Source organism: Actinoplanes sp. NPDC051411 (assembly GCF_040682075.1).
Classification (GTDB): domain Bacteria; phylum Actinomycetota; class Actinomycetes; order Mycobacteriales; family Micromonosporaceae; genus Actinoplanes.
This window is the reverse complement of sequence record NZ_JBFBAD010000013.1, coordinates 98,186-120,793: the sequence shown is the minus strand read 5'-3', so window position 1 is coordinate 120,793 and position 22,608 is coordinate 98,186. Positions and strand designations below refer to the sequence as shown.

The following is a 22,608-nucleotide window of genomic DNA, read 5'->3' as shown; positions in this document are numbered from 1 at the left end:
GGAAGGGCAAGCCGGGTGTTATAGCGGCCGGACCGAGCAGCGCGAAACCTTTGAGAAACTTTCTTCAGCTGGTGCATGACGACGCGTCCGGAGATCGACGCGGACACGGTCGGCGAATACTCTGGCGCCCCCGGAAAAGGAACGGCTACGGCCCGGCCAACAACAGGTTGACGGAAGGCGGACCGATGTCCGACGTCGATACCCGCAGTGAGCCCGACGGCAGTCTCGTCATCCAGCCGCACGGCGTGATGGACGCCGACCGCGCCCTCCCGTTCCGTCAGCTTCTCATCCACGCCGTGCGTAAGGTGCGGCCGCAGAAGCTGATCGTCGAGCTCGGCGACGTCGGCACCCTCGACGCGATCAACCTGGGCACGCTGGCCGCGCTGTGCGGGGTGGCCGACGATCACCGGGTGACGCTGGTGCTCGCCAATCCGAACGCCGAGATCCGGTCCGAGCTGCTGGCGGCCGGTGTCGCGGCCTACCGCATCCGCTACACGCGCGAGACGGCCAGCGTCGAGACGCCCGAGGTCGCGTCGATGTCGTAGCGGTCGGTTGCCGCTGACCAGCCGTCCGGGGTCCAGACCGAGCCTCCGGCGACGCCCGAGTGGGTCTCGCCGTCGATCGTCACGCTGCCCGCGCCACCCCTCGCCGCGACCCGCACCGGGGCGTCACCGGCGAGCCGGACGTCGAACTGCGCCGCTCCGCCGCCGAGCACGACCCGCTGCGTACCTTTGGCGGCCGGGAGGGCCACCGCGGCGCGCGAGGTGCCGGCGCTGAAGTCGACGTCGCCGCCAGGGCCGCCGGTCAGGTCGACCGACTCGTCGTTGGCCCCGCCCGACAGCCGCACGTTCCAGTGCACCTTCGAGCTGAGCACGACCGTGACCAGCGCGGGCCCGGCGCCGTCGGTCGCGTGCAGGCCGGCGATCACCTCGTGGCCGTCGACGTCGACCGCGGGCACGACCTTGGCGCCGTCGGGAGTGGACACCTCGTAGCGGTCGCCGCCCAGATCGCCCAGGCGTACGCGGACCACGTCGGCCCCGTTGACCAGGGCGAACGAGGAGACGTCGCCGCCACCGCGGACCCGATGATCATCGTGGGACCGGACCAGTGCCGCTCCGCCGAACCACCCCTGACAACCACTGAGCAGGAAGACGCCGGTCAGCGCGGCCACAAACCGTACTTTCACGCGGGTCGATTACCCAGAACCGACCAGGCGTACGCGGCCGACCCCGTGCGCCGAGAGGAAGCCGTCCACGGCGGTCGCCCACGGGAAGCGTTCGGCCTGTTCGCGGGCCGCCCGCCGGCGCAGGTCCTCCGGCCGTTCCATCAGCGCGAGCACCGCGTCGGCGTAGGCCGGCCCGTCGCCCGGCGCCGCGATCCCAGCCGTGCCGATCACCTCGGAGAGGGCGCTCTCGGCGCTCGCGACCACCGGCGTACCGCTGGCCAGCGCCTCCAGGGCGGCCAGCCCGAACGTCTCCACCGGCCCCGGCGCGATCACCACGTCGGCGGTCGCCAGCAGCGCCCCGAGCAGCGCCGGATCCCCGAGGAATCCCAGGAAGCAGACCGGCAGCCCGCGCTTCTCGGCCTCGGCCTGCAGCATCGGCAGCAGCGGCCCCGACCCGGCCACCACCAGTCGCGCCGGCACCGCGGCCCGGCGCAGGGCGGCCACCGCGTCGAGCGAGCGCCGCGGCTTCTTCTCGGCCGACAGCCGCCCGCAGTGCAGCAGCAGGATCTCGTTCGGCTTCGCCCACCGGGCCCGGAGCACCGGGTCGTGCAGCGTCGGCGAGAACCGTTCGAGGTCGACCCCGAGCGGTACGCGGGAGACGTTCGGCGCGCCGATCCGTTCGAACTCGGCCGCCGCCCACTGGGTCGTGCAGACGATCCGGTCGTAGTCGTCGGCCGTCCGCCCGTTCAGCCGGTCGGCGACCCGCCGGCCCCAGGCCGGGCCGAAGAGGCGCAGCAGGCCGTCCAGGCTCTCGTGCGAGACCATCATCGACGGCACGTCCCGCTTCCGGGCCCAGCCACCGACCCAGCGCAGGGAGGTGCGGTCGGACACCTCGATCCGGTCCGGCCGCAGGTCGCGCAGCAGCGCCGAGGTCCGTCGCCGGCCGAGCAGCATGCGGTAGCCACCCATCCCGGGCACACGCGGACCCGGCAGCGTGATCACGAGTCCTTGCGCAGTCTGCTCCTCCGAGGCCTCGGGGCCGGGCACGATCAGGACCGACTCGTGGCCGGCAGCCTCGTAGCCGGTGCCGAGATGTCTCAGGGCGGTGCGGAGACCGCCGGATTTCGGAGTGACGAAGTTGGCGATGCGGACAATCCTCACGCAGCCACCGCCGTGGGGCGGTTGCCCGCCGTGACGTCCATGACCTCGCGGTAGTGGCCCAGGAGTTCCTCGCCGACCGCGTACCAGCTGCGGCCCTCGATCGAGACGCGGCCGGCCGCGCCGAACGTCGCCCGTTTCTCCGGGTCGGCCACCAGGTCGGCGATCGCCGCGGTGAAGCCGGCCGCCTCGAACGGTGGCACCAGGTAACCGGTGCGCCCGTCCGCGACCAGGTCGACCGGGCCGCCGGCGCGCGGCGCGACGACCGGGAGGCCGCTCGCCATCGCTTCCTGCAGGGCTTGACCAAACGTTTCGTACGGGCCGGTGTGGGCGAAAACGTCGAGGCTCGCATAGATGCGCGCCAACTGTTTCCCGCGGCGTACACCCAGGAACGTTGCCTTGGGCAACGCCTTGTGGAGCATGTCGGCCGCCGGGCCGTCGCCGACCACGACCAGCTTGACCCCCGGCCGGCCGGAGACCTCCGCCAGGAGGTCGACCTGCTTCTCCACGGCGAGCCGGCCGACGAATCCGACCAGCACCTCACCGTTCGGCGCCAGTGCCCGGCGAATGCCGTCACTTCGATGCCGCGGATGGAATTGAACGTCGTCGACGCCTCGCCGCCACAGATAAATGCGCTCCACCCCGTGCGTGTGCAACGCCGCGGCCGATTCCGTGGACGGCACCAGGGTTCGTGAGGCGAGGTTGTGCACCCGGCGAATCCACCGCCAGGCCGCGCCCTCGGTCATCGAAACCCGATAGGCGCGCGCATAGGCCGCGACATCGGTCTGATAGACCGCGACGGTCGGCAACTGCTGCGACCTGGCCGCCATCATTCCCCACGCGCCGAGCACGAACGGGCTGGCCAGGTGGACGACCTCGGTGCCGTGCGCCCGCAGCGCGGCGGAAATCGTCGGCGTCGGCAGGCCGAGCCGAATCTGCGGATAACCGGGCATCGGCATCGACGCCACCCGAACCACCGGATAGGGCACTTCCACGCGCGCGTCCCGAACCGCCGGCGGCGGCTGAGGCGCGATGACGAGCGGCTGATGGCCGCGCCGCACAAGATGCTCGGCCGTGCGCACAACCGAGTTGGCGACCCCGTTCACATCCGGCAGGAACGACTCCGTGACCAGTGCGATCCGCATGCTCCCACGATGATCTGCGCCGATGTCCCCGCAACCGTCACTTTGTAGCCGCTACCCAAACGCTGTGGAACGCTTAGGCGATCGGCGTCAAATCAAACCCCTCAAGACGTACGCCTTCGGGCCGTTCCCGCCGGCACCCGGATCGTTCCGGGCGCACCGCGGCGCACCGGCCCTTCCGGGCCGTAGCGCGACTCCCGCGTTGGTGGGGCGAGCGGGAAACCTGCGTTTCCCGCTCGCCGAAGGATCACGCCACGTTGATGGCGTAGTTACGCGGGTTCGAGCGGTTGCCGGCGGCGTCCAGGCTCCACACGGTCAGGGTGTGGTGGCCGGACGAGGTGGGGTACCAGCTCACCGAGGCGGCGCCGCCCGGCTGGTCGGCGTCGGTGCGGGCCGACTCGAAGCCGTCCATGCCGTACGCGAAGGCGACCACGTCGGCCGAGCCGTTCGCGGTGAACAGGAACGTGCCGCTGTCGAGCGAGCCGCCGACCGGGGTGGGCGAGTTCTCCGGGTAGTCCGGCGAGGCGACGGTCGGCGCGGTCGCGGGCGCGACGTGGTCGATCGTGAAGTAGCAGGCGTCGCTCCACGGGCCGTACGCCCGCTGGTCGTACGTCCGCCCGTGCCAGCCGTACCGGCCGTCGGGCAGCGTCCGGCCGTGGATGTAGCCGCTGCCGAACAGGCCGTCGAAGCCGGACTGGATGCTCGCGTCGACCGGGGTCACCGCGCTCGGGTCGGAGGTCGGCCACATCTCCATCTGCGGGGTCAGCACGTCGCCCGGGTTGCGGTCCTTGTCGGACATGTTGGCGAAGACGCCGAAGTCGGAGTTGGTGGCGAAGTCGTCCGTGCACGGCTGGTCGGAGTTGTTCACGCCCAGCTTGGTCGGCTTGTCCGGCGCCTGGTTGGTGAGCGTCACCTGCAGCCGTACGTCATTGAAGCTGAGCGTTCGCGCGAAGCGTTTGTTGGTCTCGTGCCGCTGCGGCACCCGGATCTCGATCCAGAGCGTCGTCTCGTGCTTGGTGAGGGCACGGTCGAGCATCGTGGTGACGTCGGCGGTCGGCGTGACCGCGCACCCGTCGGCCGGGGTGACCGCCACCGCGGCGCCCTGGGTGGCCGGCGGATTGGCCCAGCTGTTGCCGTCGAACGCGGCCGTCCGGCGCACGGTGAGGTCGCGGGCGACCGTGCAGTCCGCGCCGAGTTCGTCGGGCAGCGTGACAACTGCCTGCTGGAGGCGGGAGTCGTTCATGCCGCCGATGTCGAAGCCGGCGTACGCCCGTGACGTGTGGGTGACGCCGTTCTCGTCGACCGACGTGCCGACCGGGGCCAGGCCGCCGCTCGGGAAGTACGTGGTGTCGTCGGGGGTGGCCGAGTCGGTGTACGCGTTGAACGAGGATTCGACGTCGTAGTGCGGTCCCGCGGTGTCGGCGGAGGCGGGCACGGCGCCCACGACGGTGGATGCCGCCGTGGTGAGGAGGGCGACGGCCGCGATCCACCGTGGAGTTGCGACTCTCACTGAGGTCCCTTCGATAGGGGTGGGCGGTGCGATCGTAGTCATCGGTGATCATCTTTGGTGCCCCGTCCCGCTGTCTTGATCAATCTCGATCAACCGGGGCGGCGCGGGGCCGGGACCGCGTGCCAGAATCTCGCGGCAAGATCCAGACTCCGGGGACGGGACATATGGGAACAAGCAGGTGGGGCCGCGGTTTCGCGGTCATGGCCGCGGGATTGGTGGCGGGGGCGATGCTGCCGGGTGCGGCGCACGCCGACGACCCGGCCACCGGCTCGATCACGGGCCGGTTCACGCAGGCCGGCGGCGGCAAGGTCACGGTGAACCTCTGGACCACGGCCGGGGGCAGCGCCGGCCAGGCGACCAGTGACGCCGACGGCGACTACACCTTCGCCGCGATCGCGCCCGGTCAGTACAAGGTCCAGTTCGTCCTGCCGACCTTCGGCTCCACACTCCACTCGCAGTGGGCCCATCAGAAGCTCACATACTCGACCGCTTCCGTCGTCGACGTGACCGGCGGAGCGGCGACCGAGGTCGACGACTCGCTGATCTCGCCGACCGGCGTGCAGCTCACGGTCACCGACGCCGACACCGGCGCGCCGGTCGACGACGTCTGCGTCAGCCAGTACCAGGGCGGATTCGGAGGCGTGTGCGGCGGGACGGGCGGCGTGTTCTCGCTGCCGAACGTGCAGGACGGCGCCCAGACGCTCTACATCACGTCACCGGACGGCCTGCACGCGAGCACCACCGCCAGCGTGACGGTGAAGTTCGGCGTGCTGGCCAAGGTCGCGGTGTCGGTGAAGGCGACCGCCGCGGTCACCACCAAGGTCGTCGACAAGGCGACCGGGGATCCGGTCCCGGGCGTTTGCGTCGTGGCGCTCCCGACCGTCTTCGGCTCGTTCGAGAGCGACATGTGCCAGTACGGCGACCCGAACTACAGCGCCGCCGACGGTACGGTCACGATCGGCCAGCTGGCGGCCGGGTCGTACGACCTGCTGGCGCTGCCGGAGGACGGCACCCACGGCATCCAGTGGGTCGGCGCCAAGGGCGGCACCGGCATCCAGTCCAAGGCCAAGCAGCTCGACGTGGTGGCCGGGCAGTCGGCCGCGGCGCCGGTCGTCGACCTCGACCCGGCCGCGTCGATCACGGGGACGATCCGGGACGCGGACACCGGCGAGGTGCTGTGGAACGAATGCGCCTCGGTGCTGCCGGTCCGTCCCGGCCAGGGAACCACCCAGCTCGACCCGCGGTGCGGCGGCTGGTCCGACCAGACGTACACGATCTCGAACCTCGGGCCGTACGCGTGGCCGGTTCGGTTCGGAAGCTACGACAGCACTGACACCTATGGGGCGATCTGGTCGGGCAACGCGGCCGACCGTAAGGCGGCCACGCCCGTACAGGCCGGCATCGCCCAGCCGACCGTGGCTGACGCGAGCCTGCACCAGCTGGGCACCGGGCTGACGATCGCGCCGAAGACCTCGGACGGCATGCCGTACAGCGGTTACCTGACCGTCGACGTCTTCAACGCGCGGACCGGTGACTTCGTCAAGGAAGTGAGCTACCAGAGCACCCTCGACGGGGTGGCCGCCCAGCCGGTGCGCCTGCGGTATTACGCCGGCAGCGCGTTCGTGAACGGCTGGTACGGCGGAGTCGACTTCGCCACCGCGACCAACGTGCGGGTCAATCCGGCTGACCCGCCGACCGTCAAGATCGCTTTGCAGGACAACTGAGCTGCGCTGTCGTGGGGCGGGCGGCGACGTCCGCCCCACGAACGCTGCGGAAAAACATCATGACGGCCATAGACCGGGGAACGGCCCGGCTGCGAGGCTGACGACGTGTATGACTACGACCTGTTGGTTCTGGGTTCGGGTCCGAGCGGGCAGAAGGCCGCGATCGCGGCGTCCAAGCTGGGCCGTCGTGTGGGCATCATCGACCGTCGCGACATGATCGGCGGGGTCTGCATCAACACGGGGACGGTGCCGTCCAAGACCCTGCGCGAGGCTGTTCTCTATCTGACCGGCCTCAGCCAGCGCGACCTCTACGGCTCGAGCTACCGGGTCAAGGACGAGATCACGGTCAGCGACCTGGCCGCCCGCACCCAGCACGTGATCGCCCGGCAGACCGACGTCATCCGCAACCAGCTCGCCCGCAACCACATCGCCATGGTGACCGGGACCGGGCGGTTCGCCGACGCGCACTCGATCTGGGTCGACGCGGGCAGCGGCCGCGAGTCCAAGGTCACCGCCGACAAGGTCATCATCGCGGCGGGCACGCGGCCGGCCCGGCCGGACAGCGTCGACTTCGACGACCGCACGATCGTCGACTCGGACGGCGTGATCAACCTGCAGGCGGTGCCGCGCAGCATGGTCGTGGTCGGCGCCGGCGTCATCGGCATGGAGTACGCGTCGATGTTCGCCGCCCTCGGCACCAAGGTCACCGTGGTCGAGCGCCGGGAGAGGATGCTCGACTTCTGCGACGAGGAGATCGTCGAGTCGCTGAAATACCACCTGCGTGACCTCAGCGTCACGTTCCGGTTCGGTGAGGAGGTCGAGGCGGTCGAGCGGCACCAGACCGCCGCGCTCTGCATCCTCAAGAGCGGCAAGAAGATCGTCGCCGACACCGTGATGTATTCCGCCGGGCGGCAGGGCCAGACCGACGACCTCGACCTCGGGGCGGCCGGGCTCGCCGCCGACCGCCGCGGCCGCATCGAGGTCGACTCCAACTACCGCACCGCGGTCGACAACATCTACGCGGTCGGCGACGTGATCGGTTTCCCGGCGCTCGCCTCGACCTCGATGGAGCAGGGCCGCCTGGCCGCGCATCACGCCTGCGACGAGCCGGTGCGCGAGATGAACAAGCTCCAGCCGATCGGCATCTACACGATTCCCGAGATCAGCTTCGTCGGGCAGACCGAGGACGAGCTGACCGACTCCGCGACCCCGTTCGAGGTCGGCATCGCCCGCTATCGCGAGCTGGCCCGCGGCCAGATCGTCGGCGACTCCTACGGCATGCTCAAGCTGCTGGTCTCGCCGAGCGACGGCAAGCTGCTCGGGGTGCACGTCTTCGGCACCGGCGCGACCGAGATCGTCCACATCGGGCAGGCGGTGATGGGCTGCGGCGGCACGGTCGACTACCTGGTCGACGCGGTCTTCAACTATCCGACGCTGTCCGAGGCGTACAAGGTGGCGGCCCTGGACGCCTCCAACAAGATCCGCAACATCACCCGGATCGACGGCTAGCTCTTAATACACCCAGACCTTGGTCTTCAGCGGGATCTTGCCGGTCGACCAGATCCAGTTGATGGCCGCGTCGGACACCCGGGCGCAGCCGTGCGAGGCCGGGTAGGGCGGGATGCTCGGCGACCCGTGCACGGCGATGCCGCCGTTGAAGTATTTCGGGCGGAACAGGTCGCCGAGCGGGCCGTGCCGCATGCCGTCGATCTGCCGGCCGACCTTGAAGTGGCCGGTCGGGGTGTCGGCCAGATTGGTCTGCCCCTGATAGACGTAGTGCTGGTTGGATCCGGTCGACGTGTTGAGGGTGGCCACCACCGCGCCGTTCTTGACGAACATCAGCAGCTGCTTCTTGAGGTTGATCTCGACCAGGTAGCCGCTGCTCGCCTTCGACCTGGCGGTCGGCCGCACGCCGGCGGCGAGCGCCTTGCGGGTCTGGGGGCCGACCGTGCCGTCGCGGCCGATGCCGGCCGCCTTCTGCAGCGCGAAGACCGCCTGCTGGGTGGTGCCGCCGAAGTGGCCGTCGGCCTTGCCGTTCCAATAGCCCAGCTCGGTGAGCCGCTTCTGCAGCGCCACCACCTCGGCGCCCTTGGCGCCGACCTTCAACTTCCTGGGCGCGGGTGGCTTGGTCGGTGTGGAGGTCGGCGTCGGCGATGCCGACGGGGAAACCGAGGGCGAGGCGGGCCCGCTGGGGGCCGAGGAGGGTACGCCCGGGGCCTGCGCGCTGGAGGTGCCGGTGTCGTGGGAGCACCCGGCGGCGAGGGTGAGCGCGGTGCCGGCCGTCAGAACGAACGTCAGAACCTTGCGCATCGGATCGCCTCCCTGGTCACACCCCGATCATTGCCGAAAAAGTCTCACTATGGCCATAGGTCCGCCTTTTGCCGTCACTTCGTCACCTACGACCACTGGACCGATGGGTCCAGCGATTTGTCGTAATCACCGCCTAGGCGTTCCGTAGTGATCGCTGTCCACAGCGGTCGCCCGAACGGATGGGGAGGTGGGCAGTGTCATGAAAAAGAATCAAGTAGGCTTCGGCTATGTCATGGAAGGCCAGTGCGCGGCACGGGGTCCGCGAAGCCCCGGCCGGTCTCGCGCTCGTTCAGGAGCTGATCAACACCCGGGCGACCATGTCCTACGGTGCCGATCTCCTGACCATGGCCGATGACGCGCAGATCTGGCTGACCGAGGCGCTCGCCACCTGGTCCCGGGCCTCCGGCCTGCCGGCGCCGATCCTGCTGATCTCGACCGCCGACCTGCGGGCCATGCGCCGGCTGCGCATCACGTTCGAAAACGTGATCCTGGCCGGGGCCAACCCGGAGCCCGACGGCGCGCTGCCGCCGGCCGACGTCCCGGTGAGCCTGGTGCCCGACGCCGACGGCTGGGTGCGCATGGTCCCGACCGGCCGCGGCACCCGCTGGCTGGCGTCGGCGCTGTGGGCCGAGGCCCTGCTCGCCCAGCAGGCCGGGTTGTGGCCGCGCCTCAAGCTCTGCCACAACGCCGACTGCCGGGCAGCGTTCTTCGACACCTCGCGCAACAACAGCGGCGTCTGGCACGACGTCAGCACCTGCGGAAACACGGCCAACCTGCGTGCTTTCCGGGAGCGCAAGCGGCTGCTCGGCGGCAGCGGCGGCCGCCCGACGGTTCCCGGGCCGCCCGGCCTGCGCTGAAGCAGACTCGACCGGGAACCTTTCCACTCTTTCGCGCGACTATGGGTTCATGGCTTGTGAGCGGTGGCGGGAGATGCTGTCTGCGCAGCTGGACGGCGAGGACGACCCGGCAGAGCGGGCGCTGGTCGAAGAGCACCTGGCCGGATGCGCCGGGTGCCGGGCGTGGTTCGAGCAGGCCGCGCTGGTCAACCGGCTGACGCGTACGGGGGTGCCGGTGCCCGATCTGGGTGACCGCATCCTGGCCTCGTTGCCCACTCAGCCCTCTCTGGTCGCGCAGCCCTCGCTGCCTGCCCAGCCCTCGCTGCCCGCCCAGCCCTCTCTGGTCGCCCGGCTCGCCGGGCCGGCCTGGCGGCGCGTCCCCTGGCCCACGCTGCTCTTCCTGGCGCTCGCCGCGGTCGGCGCGGTGCAGCTCATCCTCGGCCTCGCCCAGATCGGCGGCGGGGTGACCGGGGCCCACGTGCACACCGGGCTCGACGCCACGCCCGGGCACCTCTGGAACGAGTCGGCGGCCTGGAACGTCTCGATCGGGGCCGGCTACCTCTTCATCGCGCTGCGCCGCACCCGGCCGAGCGGGCTGGTGCCGATGCTGACCGCGTTCGTCGGGATGCTTCTGCTGCTCTCGCTCAACGACCTCACCGGCGGCCGGGTCGACGGCACGCGGCTGATCAGCCACGGCTTCGTGATCCTCGGATATCTGCTGGTGGTGACCCTGTCGAAGGTGCCGGGCGGATTCGCCGCGCCGCCGGGGCAGCGGGTCGACGCCGGGTCGGGGTGGCGCGCGAGCTTCGCCGACGAGGAGGACGAAGAGGTGACGGCGCCGATGCGGCCGGGGCTGCGGCTTTTGCCGGGCGGTCCGCTCACCGCGGAGCACGACGAGCGCCAGGCGGCCTGACCGGGGATTCCGGCGGGCTGGCGGAAGTTCGGCGGAGCGCGGAAGTCGCGGCGGTTTCCCAAGGCCTGGGCTGCGGCGGCTGAGGGCTGCGGCGGCTGAGGGCTGCGGCGGCTGAGGGCTGCGGCGGCTCAGGCTCGCGGCGGCTCAGGCCCGGCGGCTCAGGGACTGGCGGCTCGGCGGGTCGCGGCGGCTCGGAGGCCCGGGAGGGCCCGGCGGGGAAGCTTCCGCGTCGCAGGCTGGGCGGCGCGCCGGCTGGAGAACAGGCGGCGGGGCGTCACAGGCCGCGGAACGCGGGCCGGGGATGGTGCGGAGGGACTTTTTTTTCAGCGGGCCGGCGGGCGGACCGACAGCTCACGCCACTCGTCCGGGCCGGAGAGCATGGCCCGGACCGTGTCGAGGGCGGACTCCTCGCTGTCGTACTCGAAGAAGTGCGACACCCCGTCGGCACCTCCGGCCCGCTGCTCGACATACCACTGGTCGCCGCTCACCCGTAGGTAGACATCCTTGCGCGCGATGCGACCCCATTTGCCGTTCCACCAGTGTTTTCGCTGTTCCATCCCGGCACTGTATCGAACATTTGTTCGAACGGCGCCGGGACGGATGATCTTTTTCGCAGCGTGTCTGGAAGCTCGCCCTTGGTCAGATCAGGGGTGGTCGGACGGGCGTCACCGGTAGCGCGGGGGCTCCTCGTTGCCGCCCCGCGCCTCGCGGTGGGTCGCGGACGAGGCGCGGCCGGCGACCAGGGCGTCGCGGATCTGGGTGAGCAGCACGATCTCCTCGCTCGGGGCGGCCGGCGGCGGCTCCTCGCCGCGGCGGCGGCGCTCGGCCAGCATGTTGAGCGGGTAGACGACCAGGAAGTAGAGCACCGCGGCGGTGATCAGGAACGTGATGATCGAGTTGAGGAAGCTCGAGTAGTCGAATTCCACGTTGCGAACGTGCCAGGTGCCCGGGTGGACGCCCTTGCCGCCGCCCATCAGCTGGATGAGGGGCTGGATGAAGCCCTTGGTGAAGGCTGTGACCACGGTGGTGAACGCGGCACCGATCACGATGCCGACCGCGAGGTCGACGACGTTGCCCCGCATGATGAAGTCTTTGAAGCCTTGGACCATCTTGTTCACGAGCACTCCTGCGTTTGGCCGAGGGGTCCGTCCGTTTCGTCCGGCAGCAGGTGCCCGCCACCGGTCGGCGACAAACTACGCCGACCGGCCCAAGCTGGAAAGATCAGTCCAGTGCGGGTTCTTCCGCCGCCACTGCCTCGTCGACCGTGGGGTAGGTGTGCAGGACCTCGACCAGGCCGCTCACCTCGAGGATGCGCAGCACGCCGCGCTGCGGGGCGGCCAGTCGAACCGTGCCGCCGGCGTCGTCGGTGCTGTTTTTCGCCCGAACGAAGACCGACAGCCCGGTGGAGTCGCAGAACGACACCTCGGCGAGGTCGAAGACCAGCCGGGTGCGACCTTTCTCCAGCAGATCGCTGATCTGGTCCTGCAGCTGCGGGGCGGTGGCCATGTCGAGCTCGCCCGCGACCGCCACGACGACCATTGCGCCGCGCTGTTCCGTTTGTACCGTCAGGGACATTCAGGACCTCCAGGTATGTGGTGAACGGTACTCCAGATGGGGCCGCGAGCGCATGACGGGGCGGCCCTCGGCATTTACTTGGCCCACAGCAAGTAATGACGCTCCCGGTGGTAAAGTCCGCGCACGTGAACGAGCCAGGGAGAGTGCAGTGGCGCTGAGTGCGGATGGGGTCGATCGCTTCGCCGTTCTGCTCGACGAACATCAGGATGCTTTGGTCGCCGCATGGACCGAGCAGGTCGCACGCACCCTGCGCGGCCGACTGAGCCAGGCCGAGCTGAAGCGACAGACCTCTGAGCTGCGTAAAGCCTTCCACCAGGCGTTGATCGGCGGCGCGCAGTCGCTGACCGACGACTCGGCGGTCGAGCTGCGCGCTCAACTCGGCGACCTGTCGGCGAGCCGGGCCCGGCAGGGTTTCACGGCCACCGAGACCGCGGTCAGCGTCTTCGCCTTCAAACACGCCCTACTCAGCGTGGTCGATCAGGGCGGCACCTTCGACACGCTGCGTGACTACGTGAGCTTCTCCGAGTTCATCGACGCGGCCGCGCTGTTCACCTTCGACAGCTATGTGAAGGCCCGTGAGGAGCTGATCGCCGACCAGGCCGAGCAGCTGCTCGAGCTCTCCACGCCGGTGGTCAAACTGTGGGAGGGCGTGGTCGCGGTGCCGCTGGTCGGCACGCTCGACTCGGCCCGGGCCCAGGTCGTCATGGAGCGTCTGCTGCAGACCCTGGTCGACACCAGCTCGCCGTACGCGATCATCGACATCACCGGTGTTCCGGCCGTCGACACCCAGGTCGCCCAGCACATCCTCAAGACCGTGGTGGCGGCCCGCCTGATGGGCGCCGACTGCATCATCTCCGGCATCCGCCCGCAGATCGCCCAGACGATCGTCGCCCTCGGCATCGAGTTCGGCGACATCGCGACCAAGGCCTCGCTGGCCGACGCCCTGCGCTATGTGATCAGCCGTACCCGGCGGGAGCGCTGACGTGGACCGGGTACCGATCCTCAAGATCGGCGACCTGCTCCTGGTCTCCATCCAGATCGACATGGAGGATCAGGTCGCCCTCCAGCTGCAGGAAGACCTCGCCGAGCGGATCGTCACGACCAGCACCCACGGCGTGATCATCGATATCAGCGCGCTCGACATCGTCGACTCCTTCGTCGGCCGCACGCTGGCCACCATCGCCTCGATATCCCGGGTGCTCGACGCCGAGACGGTCGTCGTCGGCATGCGCCCGGCGGTGGCGATCACGCTGGTCGAGCTCGGCCTCTCGCTGCCCGGCATCCGCACGGCGCTCAACGTCGAGCTGGGCATGCAGTTGCTCGCCCGGGAGGCGCCGGTCGTCGACCTGGGCGACGAGGGCGACGAAGGCGACGACGAGGCCGAAACGTCCGTGGTGCCCGCCTCGTGAGCGACCAGGCCGGCCGCCTCGAGGTCACCACCGACCAGGACGTCGTCCGCGTACGCCAGCTCGTGCGTACCGAGGCGGTGGCGGTGAAGCTCTCCCTGGTCGACCAGACCAAGCTGGTCACCGCGGCCAGTGAGCTGGCCCGCAACACCCTGGTCTACGGTGGCGGAGGCACGGTCGAGGTCAGCCGGGTCGACAACGGCCGACGCCAGGGCATCCGCATAGTTTTCTCCGACGACGGACCGGGCATTGCCGACCTCGATCTCGCGTTCACCGACGGCTACACCACCGGCGGCGGTCTCGGGCTCGGCCTCAGCGGCGCCCGCCGCCTGGTCGACGAGTTCGACATCGATACGACAGTCGGTCAGGGAACCAGCATCACCGTGATCAAGTGGTGTCGATGAGCGGAGGCACGGTGGCACTACCCGAGGGTCTCCTCGAGGCAGGACTCTGGTCCCGGGTGGAAGCCACCGCGACCGCATCCTCGGTGCGCCGGGCGGCCGAGCGGCTCGCGATCGAGCTGGGCATGCCCGACCGCCGGGTCGCCGACCTGGCGATCGTGACCGCCGAGGCGGCCGGCAACCTGGTCAAGCACGCCGACCAGGGGATGCTGCTGATCCGCGCCGTGCGCACACGCGAGCAGGCCGGGGTCGAGATCGTGGCGCTCGACGGCGGGCCCGGGATGGCCGACGTCGCGCACGCGATCGGCGACGGGCACTCCACCTCCGGCACGCTCGGCATCGGCCTCGGCGCGATCGTCCGGCAGTCCGACTGGTCCGACCTGCACTCCGTACCCGGCAAGGGAACCGTTCTGGTCGCCCAGGTCTGGCCGTCCGCCGCGCCCGAGCCCGCCTGGGCCTCGGGTTTGACCCGCCCGATGACCGGCGAGCCGGCCAGCGGCGACGCCTTCGCCGTGCGCGAGGCGCAGGGCCGGCACCAGGTCCTGATGTGCGACGGGCTCGGGCACGGCGGCCCCGCGGCGGCCGCGGCCCACGCGGCGGTACACGCGTTCGCCGACGCCCCCGCGGGCCCTCCGGCCGCGGTCGTGGAAGTGCTGCACCGCAAGCTCAACCACACTCGCGGGGCGGCGCTGGCGGTGGCCGAGCTCGACGCGGACGCGGGCGTGCTCCGCTATGCCGGCCTGGGCAACATCTCCGGCACCCTGTTCGGGGCCGACGGCACCCGCCGCGGCCTGGTCTCGCTGCCCGGCATCGCCGGGCACCAGCGCCGCCAGATCCGGGAATACGACTACCCCTTGGCTCCCGGTGCCGTCCTGCTGATGCACAGCGACGGGGTCGTCGACCGGTGGAACCCGGCCGACTACCCGGGCCTGCTCAGCCACCCGCCGATCGTGATCGCGGCGACCGTACTGCGCGACGCCGGCACCCGGCGCGACGACGCCGGCGTCTTAGTGGCCCGGTTGCCATGACCCGGTCCGAGCCGCTCATGAAGATGCGCCTGCGGATCGAGCAGGACGTCTTCGTGGTGCGACAGCTCGGCCGCGAGGTGGCTCGGCTGGTCGGCCTGGAGGTCCAGGACCAGACCCGGTTGGCCACCGCCATCAGCGAGGTCGGCCGGGTGATGCTGGCCGAGAGCCGTGAGGCCGAGGTCGCGTTCACGATCGCGTCGAACGGGGTACCCGTTCTCGAGGTGGCGGTGCGCAATCCGGTGCCGGGCGACGCAGCCCGGCTGGCGCCGCACCTCGGGCAGGTCGGCCGTCTGGTCGACACGATGGAGGTCGGCGATGAGGAAACCGGTACGGTCGTACGGATGGTGCGACGGCTGCCGGCGTCCGCCCCGAAGCTGACTCCCGAGCGCATGGACGACATCCGCGAAGGCCTGGCCGCACACGTCCCGGGCACCCCCCTGGACGAACTCAACGTGCAGAACCAGCAGCTCATCGCGGCCCTCGACGAGGTACGGCGACAGCGCGACGACCTGGCCCGGCTCAACGCCGAGCTGGAGGAGACCAACCACGGCGTGATGGCGCTCTACAACCAGCTCTCCGAGGAGCTGGAGGAGACCAACCGCGGCGTGGTCGCGCTCTACGCCGAGCTGGATGAGAAGTCGGTGCAGCTGCGGGCGGCCAGCGAGGCGAAGACCCGGTTCCTGGCCAACGTGAGCCACGAGCTGCGGGCCCCGGTCACCGCGATCATCGGGCTGGGCCGGCTGCTCACCGACCCGTCGTCCGATTCGCTGACCGAGGAGCAGCGCCGCCAGGTCGAGTTGATCCGGGGCTCGGCCACCGATCTGCTGTCGCTGGTCAACGACCTGCTCGACCTGGCCAAGGCGGAGGCCGGCCGGATCGAGCCGAACTGGGCCGCCGTCGACCTCAAGGCGGTCTTCGGCCAGCTTCGGGGCACGCTGCGGCCGCTGGTCACCCGGCCCGAGGTCGAGCTGATCATCGAGGAGCCGGCGGTGACGACGCTGCGTTCGGACGAGGTGCTGCTGGCCCAGATCCTGCGCAACCTGCTCACCAACGCGCTCAAGTTCACCGCGGCCGGGTCGGTGCGGCTCAGCGCGCGGGCGGTCGGCGACGACGTCGAGTTCGTGGTGGCCGACACCGGCACGGGCATCTCGTCCGAGCTGCACGAGCGGATCTTCGAGGAGTTCTACCAGGTGCCGGGCAGCCAGGCGCTCAACGGCCGGGGCACCGGGCTCGGCCTGCCCTATGCCCGGCGGCTGGCCGGGCTGCTCGGAGGCGCGCTGCGGGTCGAGTCGACGGTGGGTGAGGGCAGCACGTTCACGGTCCGGCTGCCGCTGTCATGAACCCGGCCACGATCCTCGTCGTCGACGACAGCGCGACCAAGCGATATCTGCTGGTCAGCTGGCTGACCCGGGCCGGCTTCACGGTGCGCGAGGCGGAGACCGGCGGGCAGGCGCTCGCGATGCTGCCCGGCTCCGGGGTCGACCTGGTGGTCCTCGACGTCAAGCTGCCCGACATGAGCGGGTTCGAGGTCTGCGAGAGGATCAAGGGCGATCCGGCGTACGGCGTACTACCCGTCATCCACGTCTCGGCCCACGCCGTCGACGTGGTCGACCGTACGCAGGGGCTGAACCGGGGCGCCGACGCGTACCTGGTCGAACCGATCGAACCGGAAGAACTGATCGCGACCGCCCAGGCCGTGCTGCGCTACTACTCGGCCCGGCAGCGGGCCGAGTCGCTGGCCGCCCGCCTGGTTCAGCTGGCCGAGACCACGCTGGCGATCAACTCGGCGTCCACCATCGAGGGCCTGCTCGCGGCGGCCGTCGACGGCGCCTACAAGATCTTCGGCGGCCCGGCGGTGGTGCTGGCCGAGGGTGTGGACGGGCAGAGCCTGGTCGCCCTCGGCTCGCCGCCGACGATCAGCCAGTGGGCACCGCCGCCCTCCGGCGTCGCGGTCGGCTCGGTGGTACGCACCGACGACCCGTCCGACTGGGATGTCGTCGACTGGCCGCCGGACGAGTCGGTCACGGTGGCCGCGGCCCGGCTGCGCCCCGACCGGCCGCCGGTCTACGTGGCCGTGCCGAGCAGCTCGCAGACCCCGGGCTTCCCGGTGCTGCGGCAGTTGTCGCAGGCGGTCGCGGCCGCGGTCGAGGCCCAGCGGTCGTACGACGAGGAGCACCGGATCGCGGTCACGTTGCAGCGGAGCCTGCTGCAGACCCAGCTGCCCGACGTGCCCGGCCTCGACCTGGCCGTCCGCTACGAGCCGGCCGGCGCCCAGACCGAGGTCGGCGGCGACTTCTACGAGCTGACCATGTTGGACGGTCGCCTGCTGGTCGCGATCGGTGACGTGGCCGGCCACTCGTTGCACGCGGCCACGGTGATGGCCGAGGTGCGGCACGCCGTCCGGGCGTACGCGGTCGAGGGCCACTCGCCGGCCACCGTGCTCGAGCTGGTCAACCGCTTCATGCGGACCGTGTTGCCCAACGACTCGGCCACGTTGTGCCTGCTCACCCTCGACCCGGCGACCGGCGTGATCCGGCTGGCGAGCGCCGGCCACCTGCCACCGCTGCTGCGCACCGACGAGGGGGTCCGCTTCGTCGAGGCCCACGGTCCGCTGCTCGGCATCAACGCCCCCCGACCGGCCGAGGCCGAATTCCTCCTGCCCCGCGGCGGCACGCTCGTGCTCTACACCGATGGCCTGGTCGAGCGCCGCGACGCCGACATCGACGTGGGCCTGGGTCTGCTGGCGAAGGCCGCCACCGACGTCGACCTTGACCTGGACGCCTTCACCCGGCGCCTGGTCCGCGTGCTGCCCGGTCCCGGCCAGCAGGCCGACGACATCGCGGTGGTCGCCCTGCGCCGCGGTCTCTAGGGCTTCGCCGCGCGGTAGCCGTCGACGGTTACCGTGACCCGCTCGGCCATCTCGATCTCGCGTTCCACCCAGCCGGACGCCGCCGAGGCGGCCGACACCACGACGTGGCTCAGCCCCGACGGGCCGGGCGTCAACCGGTGGGCTTGTCGCCGAGCAGGGCTTCGACGTTGTGGGCGCCGGCCAGCTGGCCCAGTCCGCGGATGTATTCGAGCATGCCCTGGCGCATCTCTTCGAGCTGCTCGCGGCACTCCTGGTTTTGCGGCCACTTCGACTCGGGGACGCCCGGGTTGGCCTTCTCCCATTCGGACAGCAGGGCGTGCCACTTCGCCATGAACGGGCGCATCTGGACGCTCAGCATGCCGATCGCCAGGTCTTCGACGGTCTGGAGGCCGCTGCCACCGCGGGCGGTCGGCCGGGCGTTGAGCAGGATCTCGCGTACGGACCGGAACAGCTCGTAGAGGAGTCGAGCGACTCGCGGACGATGCCGGTGCCTTCGGTCATGGGCTGGGCGGAGATGCGGGTCGCCGACTGGACGAAGAGTTGCCAGGCCACGGCCTCGTTGGTCGGGGTGACGGCGAAGGTGACGTCGGTGAGGTAGGGGATCGAGAGCTTCAGTTCGGTGAGCCGGGCCCGGCGCGCGAATCCCCAGAAGACCAGCGCCGCAATGCCTCCGGCCACGGTGCCGCACAACGTGTAGAGCCCCGCGTCGTGCAACCGGCTTCCCCAGTAGACCGCGAAGCCCACTATCGCTCCGGCGGCCAGGCCGATCACGAGAGCTGACCAGCGCGAGTGGAACCACCGACGACCCATGCGCCCAGTATGGCTGGCGGGTACTCGGCGGCCGAATGTTGCCGGATGATGTCGGCTTTATTCAAGTCTTGACACGCTTGGATCGGACGCGCAGCCTGACAACGTTGTCATGCCCGGCGCGGCCGGGCGTTGTTTGGAGGTATGGATGCCCGTTTCCCGCCGGACCTTCCTCTCCGCCGGAGCCACGCTCCTGGCGTCGATCGGCGCGAGCGCCGTCCTTCCCGACGGTGCCGCGCAGGCCGCTGCACCGGGGACCACCCCGACTGATCCGAACCAGACCGACCTGGCGCTCTACCGCCCGATCGCGGTCTCCTCGACCGACTACGCGCCGACCCCGGGCACGTTCGCGGTCGACCGGCTCGCCCAGGTGGGTGTCAAGGGCAGCGGCTGGCGCGCGGCGGCCGGGGATCCGCAGTGGATCTCGGTCGACCTGCAGGCGCAGTGCCGGGTCGAGGCCGTGACCCTGGTGTTCGAGGCGACCGCGGCCGACCCGCCGTTCGACGGCAACTTCGGCAACACCGACGGCGACGAGATCCGGTCCAGCGCGGCCGTCGCGTACACCCTGGACGTCTCGACGGACGGCCGGAACTGGAAGTCGGTCCAGAACGTGACGGACGGTGCCGGAGGCACCGTCGCGATCAAGCTGGATCAGCCGGTCACCGCGCGCTGGGTGCGACTGAGCGTGACCAAGCGAACCAACAGCAACCCGGTCGGCCTCAACGGCTTCCAGGTCTACGGCACCGCGACCACACCGCGCCCGGTCGCCAAGGGCTGGACAAGTTGGGAGGGTGGCAACACCCGGCCGGCGCCCGCGCTGACGGTGGCCGACGACGGCACGGTGCCGCTGGAGTCCGGCTGGTCGCTGACCCTGGACGACTTCGTCGGCGCGCCGCCGACCGGCGCCGGCGTGGACACCCGCGACTGGCTGCCGGCGACCGTGCCCGGAACGGTGCTGACCAGCCTGGTCGAGCAGGGACACCTGCCCGACCCGGTCGGCGGCTTCGAGAACATGCGCATCCCGGAGGCGCTGTCGCGGCACGAGTGGTGGTACCGCCGGCCGTTCAGCCTCCCGCACGGTTTCGATGCCTCACGGCACGTCTGGCTCGAGTTCGACGGCGTCAATCACCAGGCCACGACCTGGGTGAACGGCGTCGAGGTCGGCACCGTGACGCACCCCTTCGCCCGGGCCGCTTTCGACATCACGTCGGCGTTGCAGGGCCGGAAAGATCACGTCCTGGCCGTCAAGATCACGCCGATGCCGCACCCCGGTACCCCCGGTGACAAGGGCAAGGACGGCAACACGTTCCTGCAGGGCGGCCACATCTATCTGGACTCGCCGACCTATCTCGCGGTGTCGGGCTGGGACTGGATGCCGGCCGTCCGCGACCGGGTCTCCGGCATCTGGAACCACGTGCGCCTGCGCAGCACGGGTGCGGCCGTGCTCGGCGACCCGCATGTCGTGACCAAGGTGCCGAGCGCCAAGTCGGCCACCGTGGCGATCTCGGTGCCGGTGAAGAACGCGGGCCCGACGTCGATCACCGCCTTGCTCAAAGCGAAGTTCGACTCCACCACAATCACGCGTACCGTGACCGTTCCCGCCGGACAGACGGTGACCGCCACCTTCGACGCCGTGACGGTGCGCAACCCCAAGCTGTGGTGGCCGAACGGCTACGGCGATCCGGTGCTGCACGATCTGACGCTGACCGCCACGGTCGGCGGGCGCACGAGCGACGAGCGGGTCACGAGGTTCGGCATCCGGGAGTTCTCGTACGACTGGGACCAGCCGGTGGTCATCTCGCCGCCCGCGATCCCGCCGCTGAACTTCGAGAACAACCACGCCACTCAGACGATCACGTTCGACCGGCAGAACGCCCGGTATGTACGCATTCTCGCCGTTCAGCGTGCGACCGGCTGGGGCAACTCGATGTGGTCGCTTTCGGTGCGGAACGGCGACGGCGGGACCGATCTGGCCCTGCGTCAGCCGGCGACGGCGTCGTCGAGCGACAACGACAGCGACGGGCCGGCCAACGTCACCGACGGCGACCTGAACACGCGGTGGTCGAGCACCTACGACGACAACCAGTGGGTCCAGGTCGACCTCGGCGAGGCCAAGGAATTCGACCGGGTCACGATCGTCTGGGAGACGGCCTACGCGCTGCAGTTCAAGGTCCAGATCGGACAAGTTGACGGTGGCGCGCTGACCGACGTCAAGGAAGTCGACAACGAGACCCCGATCGGTGACACGGGCGTCCAGACCGAGACCTTCCCGGCGCAGACCGCCCGATATGTCCGCATCCTCGGCGGCCGCCGCACCACCTCGTGGGGCATCTCCATGTGGACGCTGAGCGTGAAGAGCGGCAGCGGTCCCGACCTCGCCCTCCACCGGGACGTCACCGCCTCGGGTGACGACGGCAACCCGGCCGCCAACGCCGTCGACGACAACCCGCGCAGCCGCTGGTCGAGTCGCTATCAGGACGGCGAGTGGATCCGGGTCGATCTGGGAAGTGCGCAGACCTTCGACACCGTCGTGATCGCCTGGGAGCAGGCCTACGCCCGCGACTACACGATCCAGATCTCGGACAACGACCAGGACTGGACCGACGTCAAGAAGGTCGACAACACCGCGGTCGAGCTCAAGATCAGCGTCAACGGCACGCCGGTCTTCGCCCGCGGCGGCAACTGGGGCTGGGACGAACTGCTGCGGCGCACCGAGCCGTACCGCACCCGCGACACCGTCGCGATGCACCGCGACATGAACTTCACGATGATCCGGAACTGGCTGGGCAGCAGCAACCGCGAGGAGTTCTACGCCGCCTGCGACGAGTTCGGCATCCTGGTCTGGAACGACTTCTGGGAGGCCGGCCAGTTCATCGACTCGTCGCCGACCTACATCGACATCGCGGCCGACACGATCCGCCGCTATCGCACCCACCCGTCGATCGCGGTCTGGTGCGGGGCGAACGAGGAATATCCGCCGGCCGCGATCGGCGCCGGGCTCGAGAAGGCGGTCGCCGACGAGGACCCCGAGGTCATATATATCCCGTCGTCGAACGCCGGCATCGTCAGCGGCTCCGGCCCCTGGCACTGGATCGACCCGGCCCTCTACGCCGACCCCAACCAGTACCAGGCCGGCGTCTTCGGCTTCCACACCGAGATCGGCATGCCGGTGATCCCGGTCGTCGAGACCATGCGCAACCTGGTCGGCGACCAACCGGGGTGGCCGATCAGTGAGGTCTGGAACTACCACGACTGGTCACCGATCGGGAACCAGCACACGGACCGTTACCAGGCGGCCATCGACGCTCGGTTGGGCGCGTCGACCTCGCTGGAGCAGTTCGCGGCGCGGGCCCAGTTCGTCAACTTCGAGAACCACCGCGCGATGTTCGAAGCCTGGAACGCCAGCCTCTTCCAGAACGCGTCCGGCCTGCTTCTGTGGATGTCGCATCCGGCCTGGTACAGCACGGTCTGGCAGACCTACGACTACGACCTGGACGTCAACGGCGCCTACTACGGCGCCCGCAAGGGCTGCGAGGCCCGGCACGTGCAGGCCGATCCGGGCACGTGGCGGGTGCGCGCGGTCAACCACACGCCGGCCGCGCTCACCGGGGTCACGGTGTCCGCCACCTGCTATGACCTCACCGGCAAGCAGCTGGGAACCACCCAGAAGCAGAAGATCGACGTGCCGGCTTCCGCCGGCAACCCCCCCCTCACAGTGTGGGGCCCCGCGGGGCGGGCGGTTGTTACATCTACGTAAATGCACA

Annotated in this window: 23 protein-coding genes; 12 read left to right on the top strand and 11 right to left on the bottom strand. The window is 70.2% G+C overall.

Going from position 1 to position 22,608, the window contains the following annotated elements; all coding sequences use genetic code 11:
- The first annotated feature begins 185 nt into the window (after positions 1–185).
- On the top strand, positions 186–545 hold the full coding sequence (locus tag AB0M88_RS10200) for an STAS domain-containing protein (protein WP_364098391.1): 360 nt from the start codon (positions 186–188) through the stop codon (positions 543–545).
- Here the strand turns inward: AB0M88_RS10200 and AB0M88_RS10195 are convergent.
- The 4 genes from AB0M88_RS10195 to AB0M88_RS10180 all read right to left on the bottom strand — a co-directional run bounded on the left by AB0M88_RS10195 (position 491) and on the right by AB0M88_RS10180 (position 4,975).
- Positions 491–1,186: a hypothetical protein gene (locus AB0M88_RS10195; RefSeq protein ID WP_364098388.1), complete on the bottom strand. Its 696-nt coding sequence runs from the start codon at positions 1,184–1,186 to the stop codon at positions 491–493. The genes AB0M88_RS10200 and AB0M88_RS10195 overlap by 55 nt on opposite strands.
- A gap of 9 nt (positions 1,187–1,195) precedes the next feature.
- Positions 1,196–2,326, bottom strand: a complete 1,131-nt coding sequence (locus AB0M88_RS10190; protein ID WP_364098385.1) for a glycosyltransferase — start codon at positions 2,324–2,326, stop codon at positions 1,196–1,198.
- Positions 2,323–3,468, bottom strand: coding sequence for a glycosyltransferase family 1 protein (locus AB0M88_RS10185; RefSeq protein ID WP_364098382.1), 1,146 nt, complete (start codon positions 3,466–3,468; stop codon positions 2,323–2,325). Before AB0M88_RS10185 ends, AB0M88_RS10190 begins: the two co-directional genes overlap by 4 nt.
- A gap of 244 nt (positions 3,469–3,712) precedes the next feature.
- Positions 3,713–4,975: a hypothetical protein gene (locus AB0M88_RS10180; RefSeq protein WP_364098380.1), complete on the bottom strand. Its 1,263-nt coding sequence runs from the start codon at positions 4,973–4,975 to the stop codon at positions 3,713–3,715.
- Positions 4,976–5,139: 164 nt separating this feature from the next.
- Between AB0M88_RS10180 and AB0M88_RS10175 the strand changes: the two genes are divergently transcribed.
- Both AB0M88_RS10175 and sthA read left to right on the top strand, forming a co-directional pair.
- The gene (locus AB0M88_RS10175) at positions 5,140–6,699 is read left to right on the top strand and encodes an SdrD B-like domain-containing protein (protein ID WP_364098377.1); all 1,560 of its coding nucleotides are present in this window, start codon (positions 5,140–5,142) and stop codon (positions 6,697–6,699) included.
- Positions 6,700–6,804: 105 nt separating this feature from the next.
- On the top strand, positions 6,805–8,208 hold the full coding sequence (gene sthA, locus AB0M88_RS10170; RefSeq protein ID WP_364098374.1) for a Si-specific NAD(P)(+) transhydrogenase: 1,404 nt from the start codon (positions 6,805–6,807) through the stop codon (positions 8,206–8,208).
- Positions 8,209–8,211: 3 nt separating this feature from the next.
- Here the strand turns inward: sthA and AB0M88_RS10165 are convergent, their stop codons facing one another.
- Entirely contained in the window at positions 8,212–9,009 is a 798-nt protein-coding gene (locus AB0M88_RS10165; RefSeq protein ID WP_364098371.1) for a L,D-transpeptidase family protein, read from the bottom strand.
- Positions 9,010–9,236: 227 nt separating this feature from the next.
- Between AB0M88_RS10165 and AB0M88_RS10160 the strand changes: the two genes are divergently transcribed.
- Together AB0M88_RS10160 and AB0M88_RS10155 are read left to right on the top strand one after the other, a co-directional pair.
- Positions 9,237–9,866: a CGNR zinc finger domain-containing protein gene (locus AB0M88_RS10160; protein WP_364098368.1), complete on the top strand. Its 630-nt coding sequence runs from the start codon at positions 9,237–9,239 to the stop codon at positions 9,864–9,866.
- A gap of 49 nt (positions 9,867–9,915) precedes the next feature.
- Positions 9,916–10,758: a zf-HC2 domain-containing protein gene (locus AB0M88_RS10155; RefSeq protein ID WP_364098365.1), complete on the top strand. Its 843-nt coding sequence runs from the start codon at positions 9,916–9,918 to the stop codon at positions 10,756–10,758.
- Positions 10,759–11,081: 323 nt separating this feature from the next.
- Here AB0M88_RS10155 and AB0M88_RS10150 read toward each other — a convergent pair whose 3' ends face one another.
- From AB0M88_RS10150 to AB0M88_RS10140, 3 genes are all read right to left on the bottom strand, one after another.
- Complete coding sequence (locus tag AB0M88_RS10150; RefSeq protein WP_364098362.1) at positions 11,082–11,315, bottom strand: hypothetical protein; 234 nt, start codon at positions 11,313–11,315, stop codon at positions 11,082–11,084.
- A gap of 108 nt (positions 11,316–11,423) precedes the next feature.
- Entirely contained in the window at positions 11,424–11,867 is a 444-nt protein-coding gene (gene mscL, locus AB0M88_RS10145; RefSeq protein ID WP_364098434.1) for a large conductance mechanosensitive channel protein MscL, read from the bottom strand.
- Between the two features lie 112 nt (positions 11,868–11,979).
- A complete protein-coding gene (locus AB0M88_RS10140) occupies positions 11,980–12,333 on the bottom strand; it encodes an STAS domain-containing protein (protein ID WP_364098359.1) in 354 nt (117 codons plus the stop codon).
- A 148-nt stretch (positions 12,334–12,481) separates the two neighbouring features.
- On the opposite strand from AB0M88_RS10140, the gene AB0M88_RS10135 reads away from it, so the two are divergent.
- The 6 genes from AB0M88_RS10135 to AB0M88_RS10110 are packed head-to-tail and all read left to right on the top strand — an operon-like array spanning position 12,482 to position 18,037.
- A complete protein-coding gene (locus AB0M88_RS10135) occupies positions 12,482–13,315 on the top strand; it encodes an STAS domain-containing protein (protein ID WP_364098356.1) in 834 nt (277 codons plus the stop codon).
- 1 nt (position 13,316) lies between these two features.
- On the top strand, positions 13,317–13,742 hold the full coding sequence (locus tag AB0M88_RS10130) for an STAS domain-containing protein (protein ID WP_364098353.1): 426 nt from the start codon (positions 13,317–13,319) through the stop codon (positions 13,740–13,742).
- Entirely contained in the window at positions 13,739–14,143 is a 405-nt protein-coding gene (locus AB0M88_RS10125; RefSeq protein WP_364098350.1) for an ATP-binding protein, read from the top strand. Before AB0M88_RS10130 ends, AB0M88_RS10125 begins: the two co-directional genes overlap by 4 nt.
- On the top strand, positions 14,140–15,168 hold the full coding sequence (locus AB0M88_RS10120; RefSeq protein WP_364098347.1) for an ATP-binding SpoIIE family protein phosphatase: 1,029 nt from the start codon (positions 14,140–14,142) through the stop codon (positions 15,166–15,168). Before AB0M88_RS10125 ends, AB0M88_RS10120 begins: the two co-directional genes overlap by 4 nt.
- A 23-nt stretch (positions 15,169–15,191) precedes the next feature.
- Positions 15,192–16,508 (top strand): sensor histidine kinase, encoded by a 1,317-nt coding sequence (locus tag AB0M88_RS10115; protein ID WP_364098431.1) that lies wholly within the window; start codon positions 15,192–15,194, stop codon positions 16,506–16,508.
- Positions 16,505–18,037 carry a fused response regulator/phosphatase gene (locus tag AB0M88_RS10110; RefSeq protein ID WP_364098344.1) on the top strand — a complete coding sequence of 511 codons (1,533 nt, stop codon included), beginning with the start codon at positions 16,505–16,507 and terminating at the stop codon, positions 18,035–18,037. The genes AB0M88_RS10115 and AB0M88_RS10110 overlap by 4 nt, the downstream gene beginning before the upstream one ends.
- Here AB0M88_RS10110 and AB0M88_RS10105 read toward each other — a convergent pair.
- Genes AB0M88_RS10105 through AB0M88_RS10095 form a run of 3 tightly spaced genes read right to left on the bottom strand, consistent with a single transcriptional unit; the run spans position 18,034 to position 18,847 of the window.
- Positions 18,034–18,171, bottom strand: coding sequence for a hypothetical protein (locus AB0M88_RS10105; RefSeq protein WP_364098341.1), 138 nt, complete (start codon positions 18,169–18,171; stop codon positions 18,034–18,036). The genes AB0M88_RS10110 and AB0M88_RS10105 overlap by 4 nt on opposite strands.
- Positions 18,168–18,395 (bottom strand): hypothetical protein, encoded by a 228-nt coding sequence (locus AB0M88_RS10100; RefSeq protein ID WP_364098338.1) that lies wholly within the window; start codon positions 18,393–18,395, stop codon positions 18,168–18,170. The genes AB0M88_RS10105 and AB0M88_RS10100 overlap by 4 nt, the downstream gene beginning before the upstream one ends.
- Entirely contained in the window at positions 18,389–18,847 is a 459-nt protein-coding gene (locus AB0M88_RS10095; RefSeq protein WP_364098335.1) for a hypothetical protein, read from the bottom strand. Before AB0M88_RS10095 ends, AB0M88_RS10100 begins: the two co-directional genes overlap by 7 nt.
- A 145-nt stretch (positions 18,848–18,992) precedes the next feature.
- Here AB0M88_RS10095 and AB0M88_RS10090 point away from each other — a divergent pair, with 145 nt between their 5' ends.
- Positions 18,993–22,601: a discoidin domain-containing protein gene (locus AB0M88_RS10090; protein ID WP_364098332.1), complete on the top strand. Its 3,609-nt coding sequence runs from the start codon at positions 18,993–18,995 to the stop codon at positions 22,599–22,601.
- Positions 22,602–22,608 lie beyond the last annotated feature (7 nt).

Coding starts and splice junctions, on each gene's coding strand:
- AB0M88_RS10090 (WP_364098332.1), top strand. CDS start 18,993: ATGCCCGTTTCCCGCCGGACCTTCCTCTCCGCCGGAGCCACGCTCCTG.
- AB0M88_RS10095 (WP_364098335.1), bottom strand. CDS start 18,847: ATGGGTCGTCGGTGGTTCCACTCGCGCTGGTCAGCTCTCGTGATCGGC.
- AB0M88_RS10200 (WP_364098391.1), top strand. CDS start 186: ATGTCCGACGTCGATACCCGCAGTGAGCCCGACGGCAGTCTCGTCATC.
- AB0M88_RS10175 (WP_364098377.1), top strand. CDS start 5,140: ATGGGAACAAGCAGGTGGGGCCGCGGTTTCGCGGTCATGGCCGCGGGA.
- AB0M88_RS10150 (WP_364098362.1), bottom strand. CDS start 11,315: ATGGAACAGCGAAAACACTGGTGGAACGGCAAATGGGGTCGCATCGCG.
- AB0M88_RS10165 (WP_364098371.1), bottom strand. CDS start 9,009: ATGCGCAAGGTTCTGACGTTCGTTCTGACGGCCGGCACCGCGCTCACC.
- AB0M88_RS10120 (WP_364098347.1), top strand. CDS start 14,140: ATGAGCGGAGGCACGGTGGCACTACCCGAGGGTCTCCTCGAGGCAGGA.
- AB0M88_RS10140 (WP_364098359.1), bottom strand. CDS start 12,333: ATGTCCCTGACGGTACAAACGGAACAGCGCGGCGCAATGGTCGTCGTG.
- AB0M88_RS10115 (WP_364098431.1), top strand. CDS start 15,192: ATGCGCCTGCGGATCGAGCAGGACGTCTTCGTGGTGCGACAGCTCGGC.
- AB0M88_RS10185 (WP_364098382.1), bottom strand. CDS start 3,468: ATGCGGATCGCACTGGTCACGGAGTCGTTCCTGCCGGATGTGAACGGG.
- AB0M88_RS10155 (WP_364098365.1), top strand. CDS start 9,916: ATGGCTTGTGAGCGGTGGCGGGAGATGCTGTCTGCGCAGCTGGACGGC.
- AB0M88_RS10110 (WP_364098344.1), top strand. CDS start 16,505: ATGAACCCGGCCACGATCCTCGTCGTCGACGACAGCGCGACCAAGCGA.
- AB0M88_RS10100 (WP_364098338.1), bottom strand. CDS start 18,395: ATGCTGAGCGTCCAGATGCGCCCGTTCATGGCGAAGTGGCACGCCCTG.
- AB0M88_RS10160 (WP_364098368.1), top strand. CDS start 9,237: ATGTCATGGAAGGCCAGTGCGCGGCACGGGGTCCGCGAAGCCCCGGCC.
- mscL (WP_364098434.1), bottom strand. CDS start 11,867: ATGGTCCAAGGCTTCAAAGACTTCATCATGCGGGGCAACGTCGTCGAC.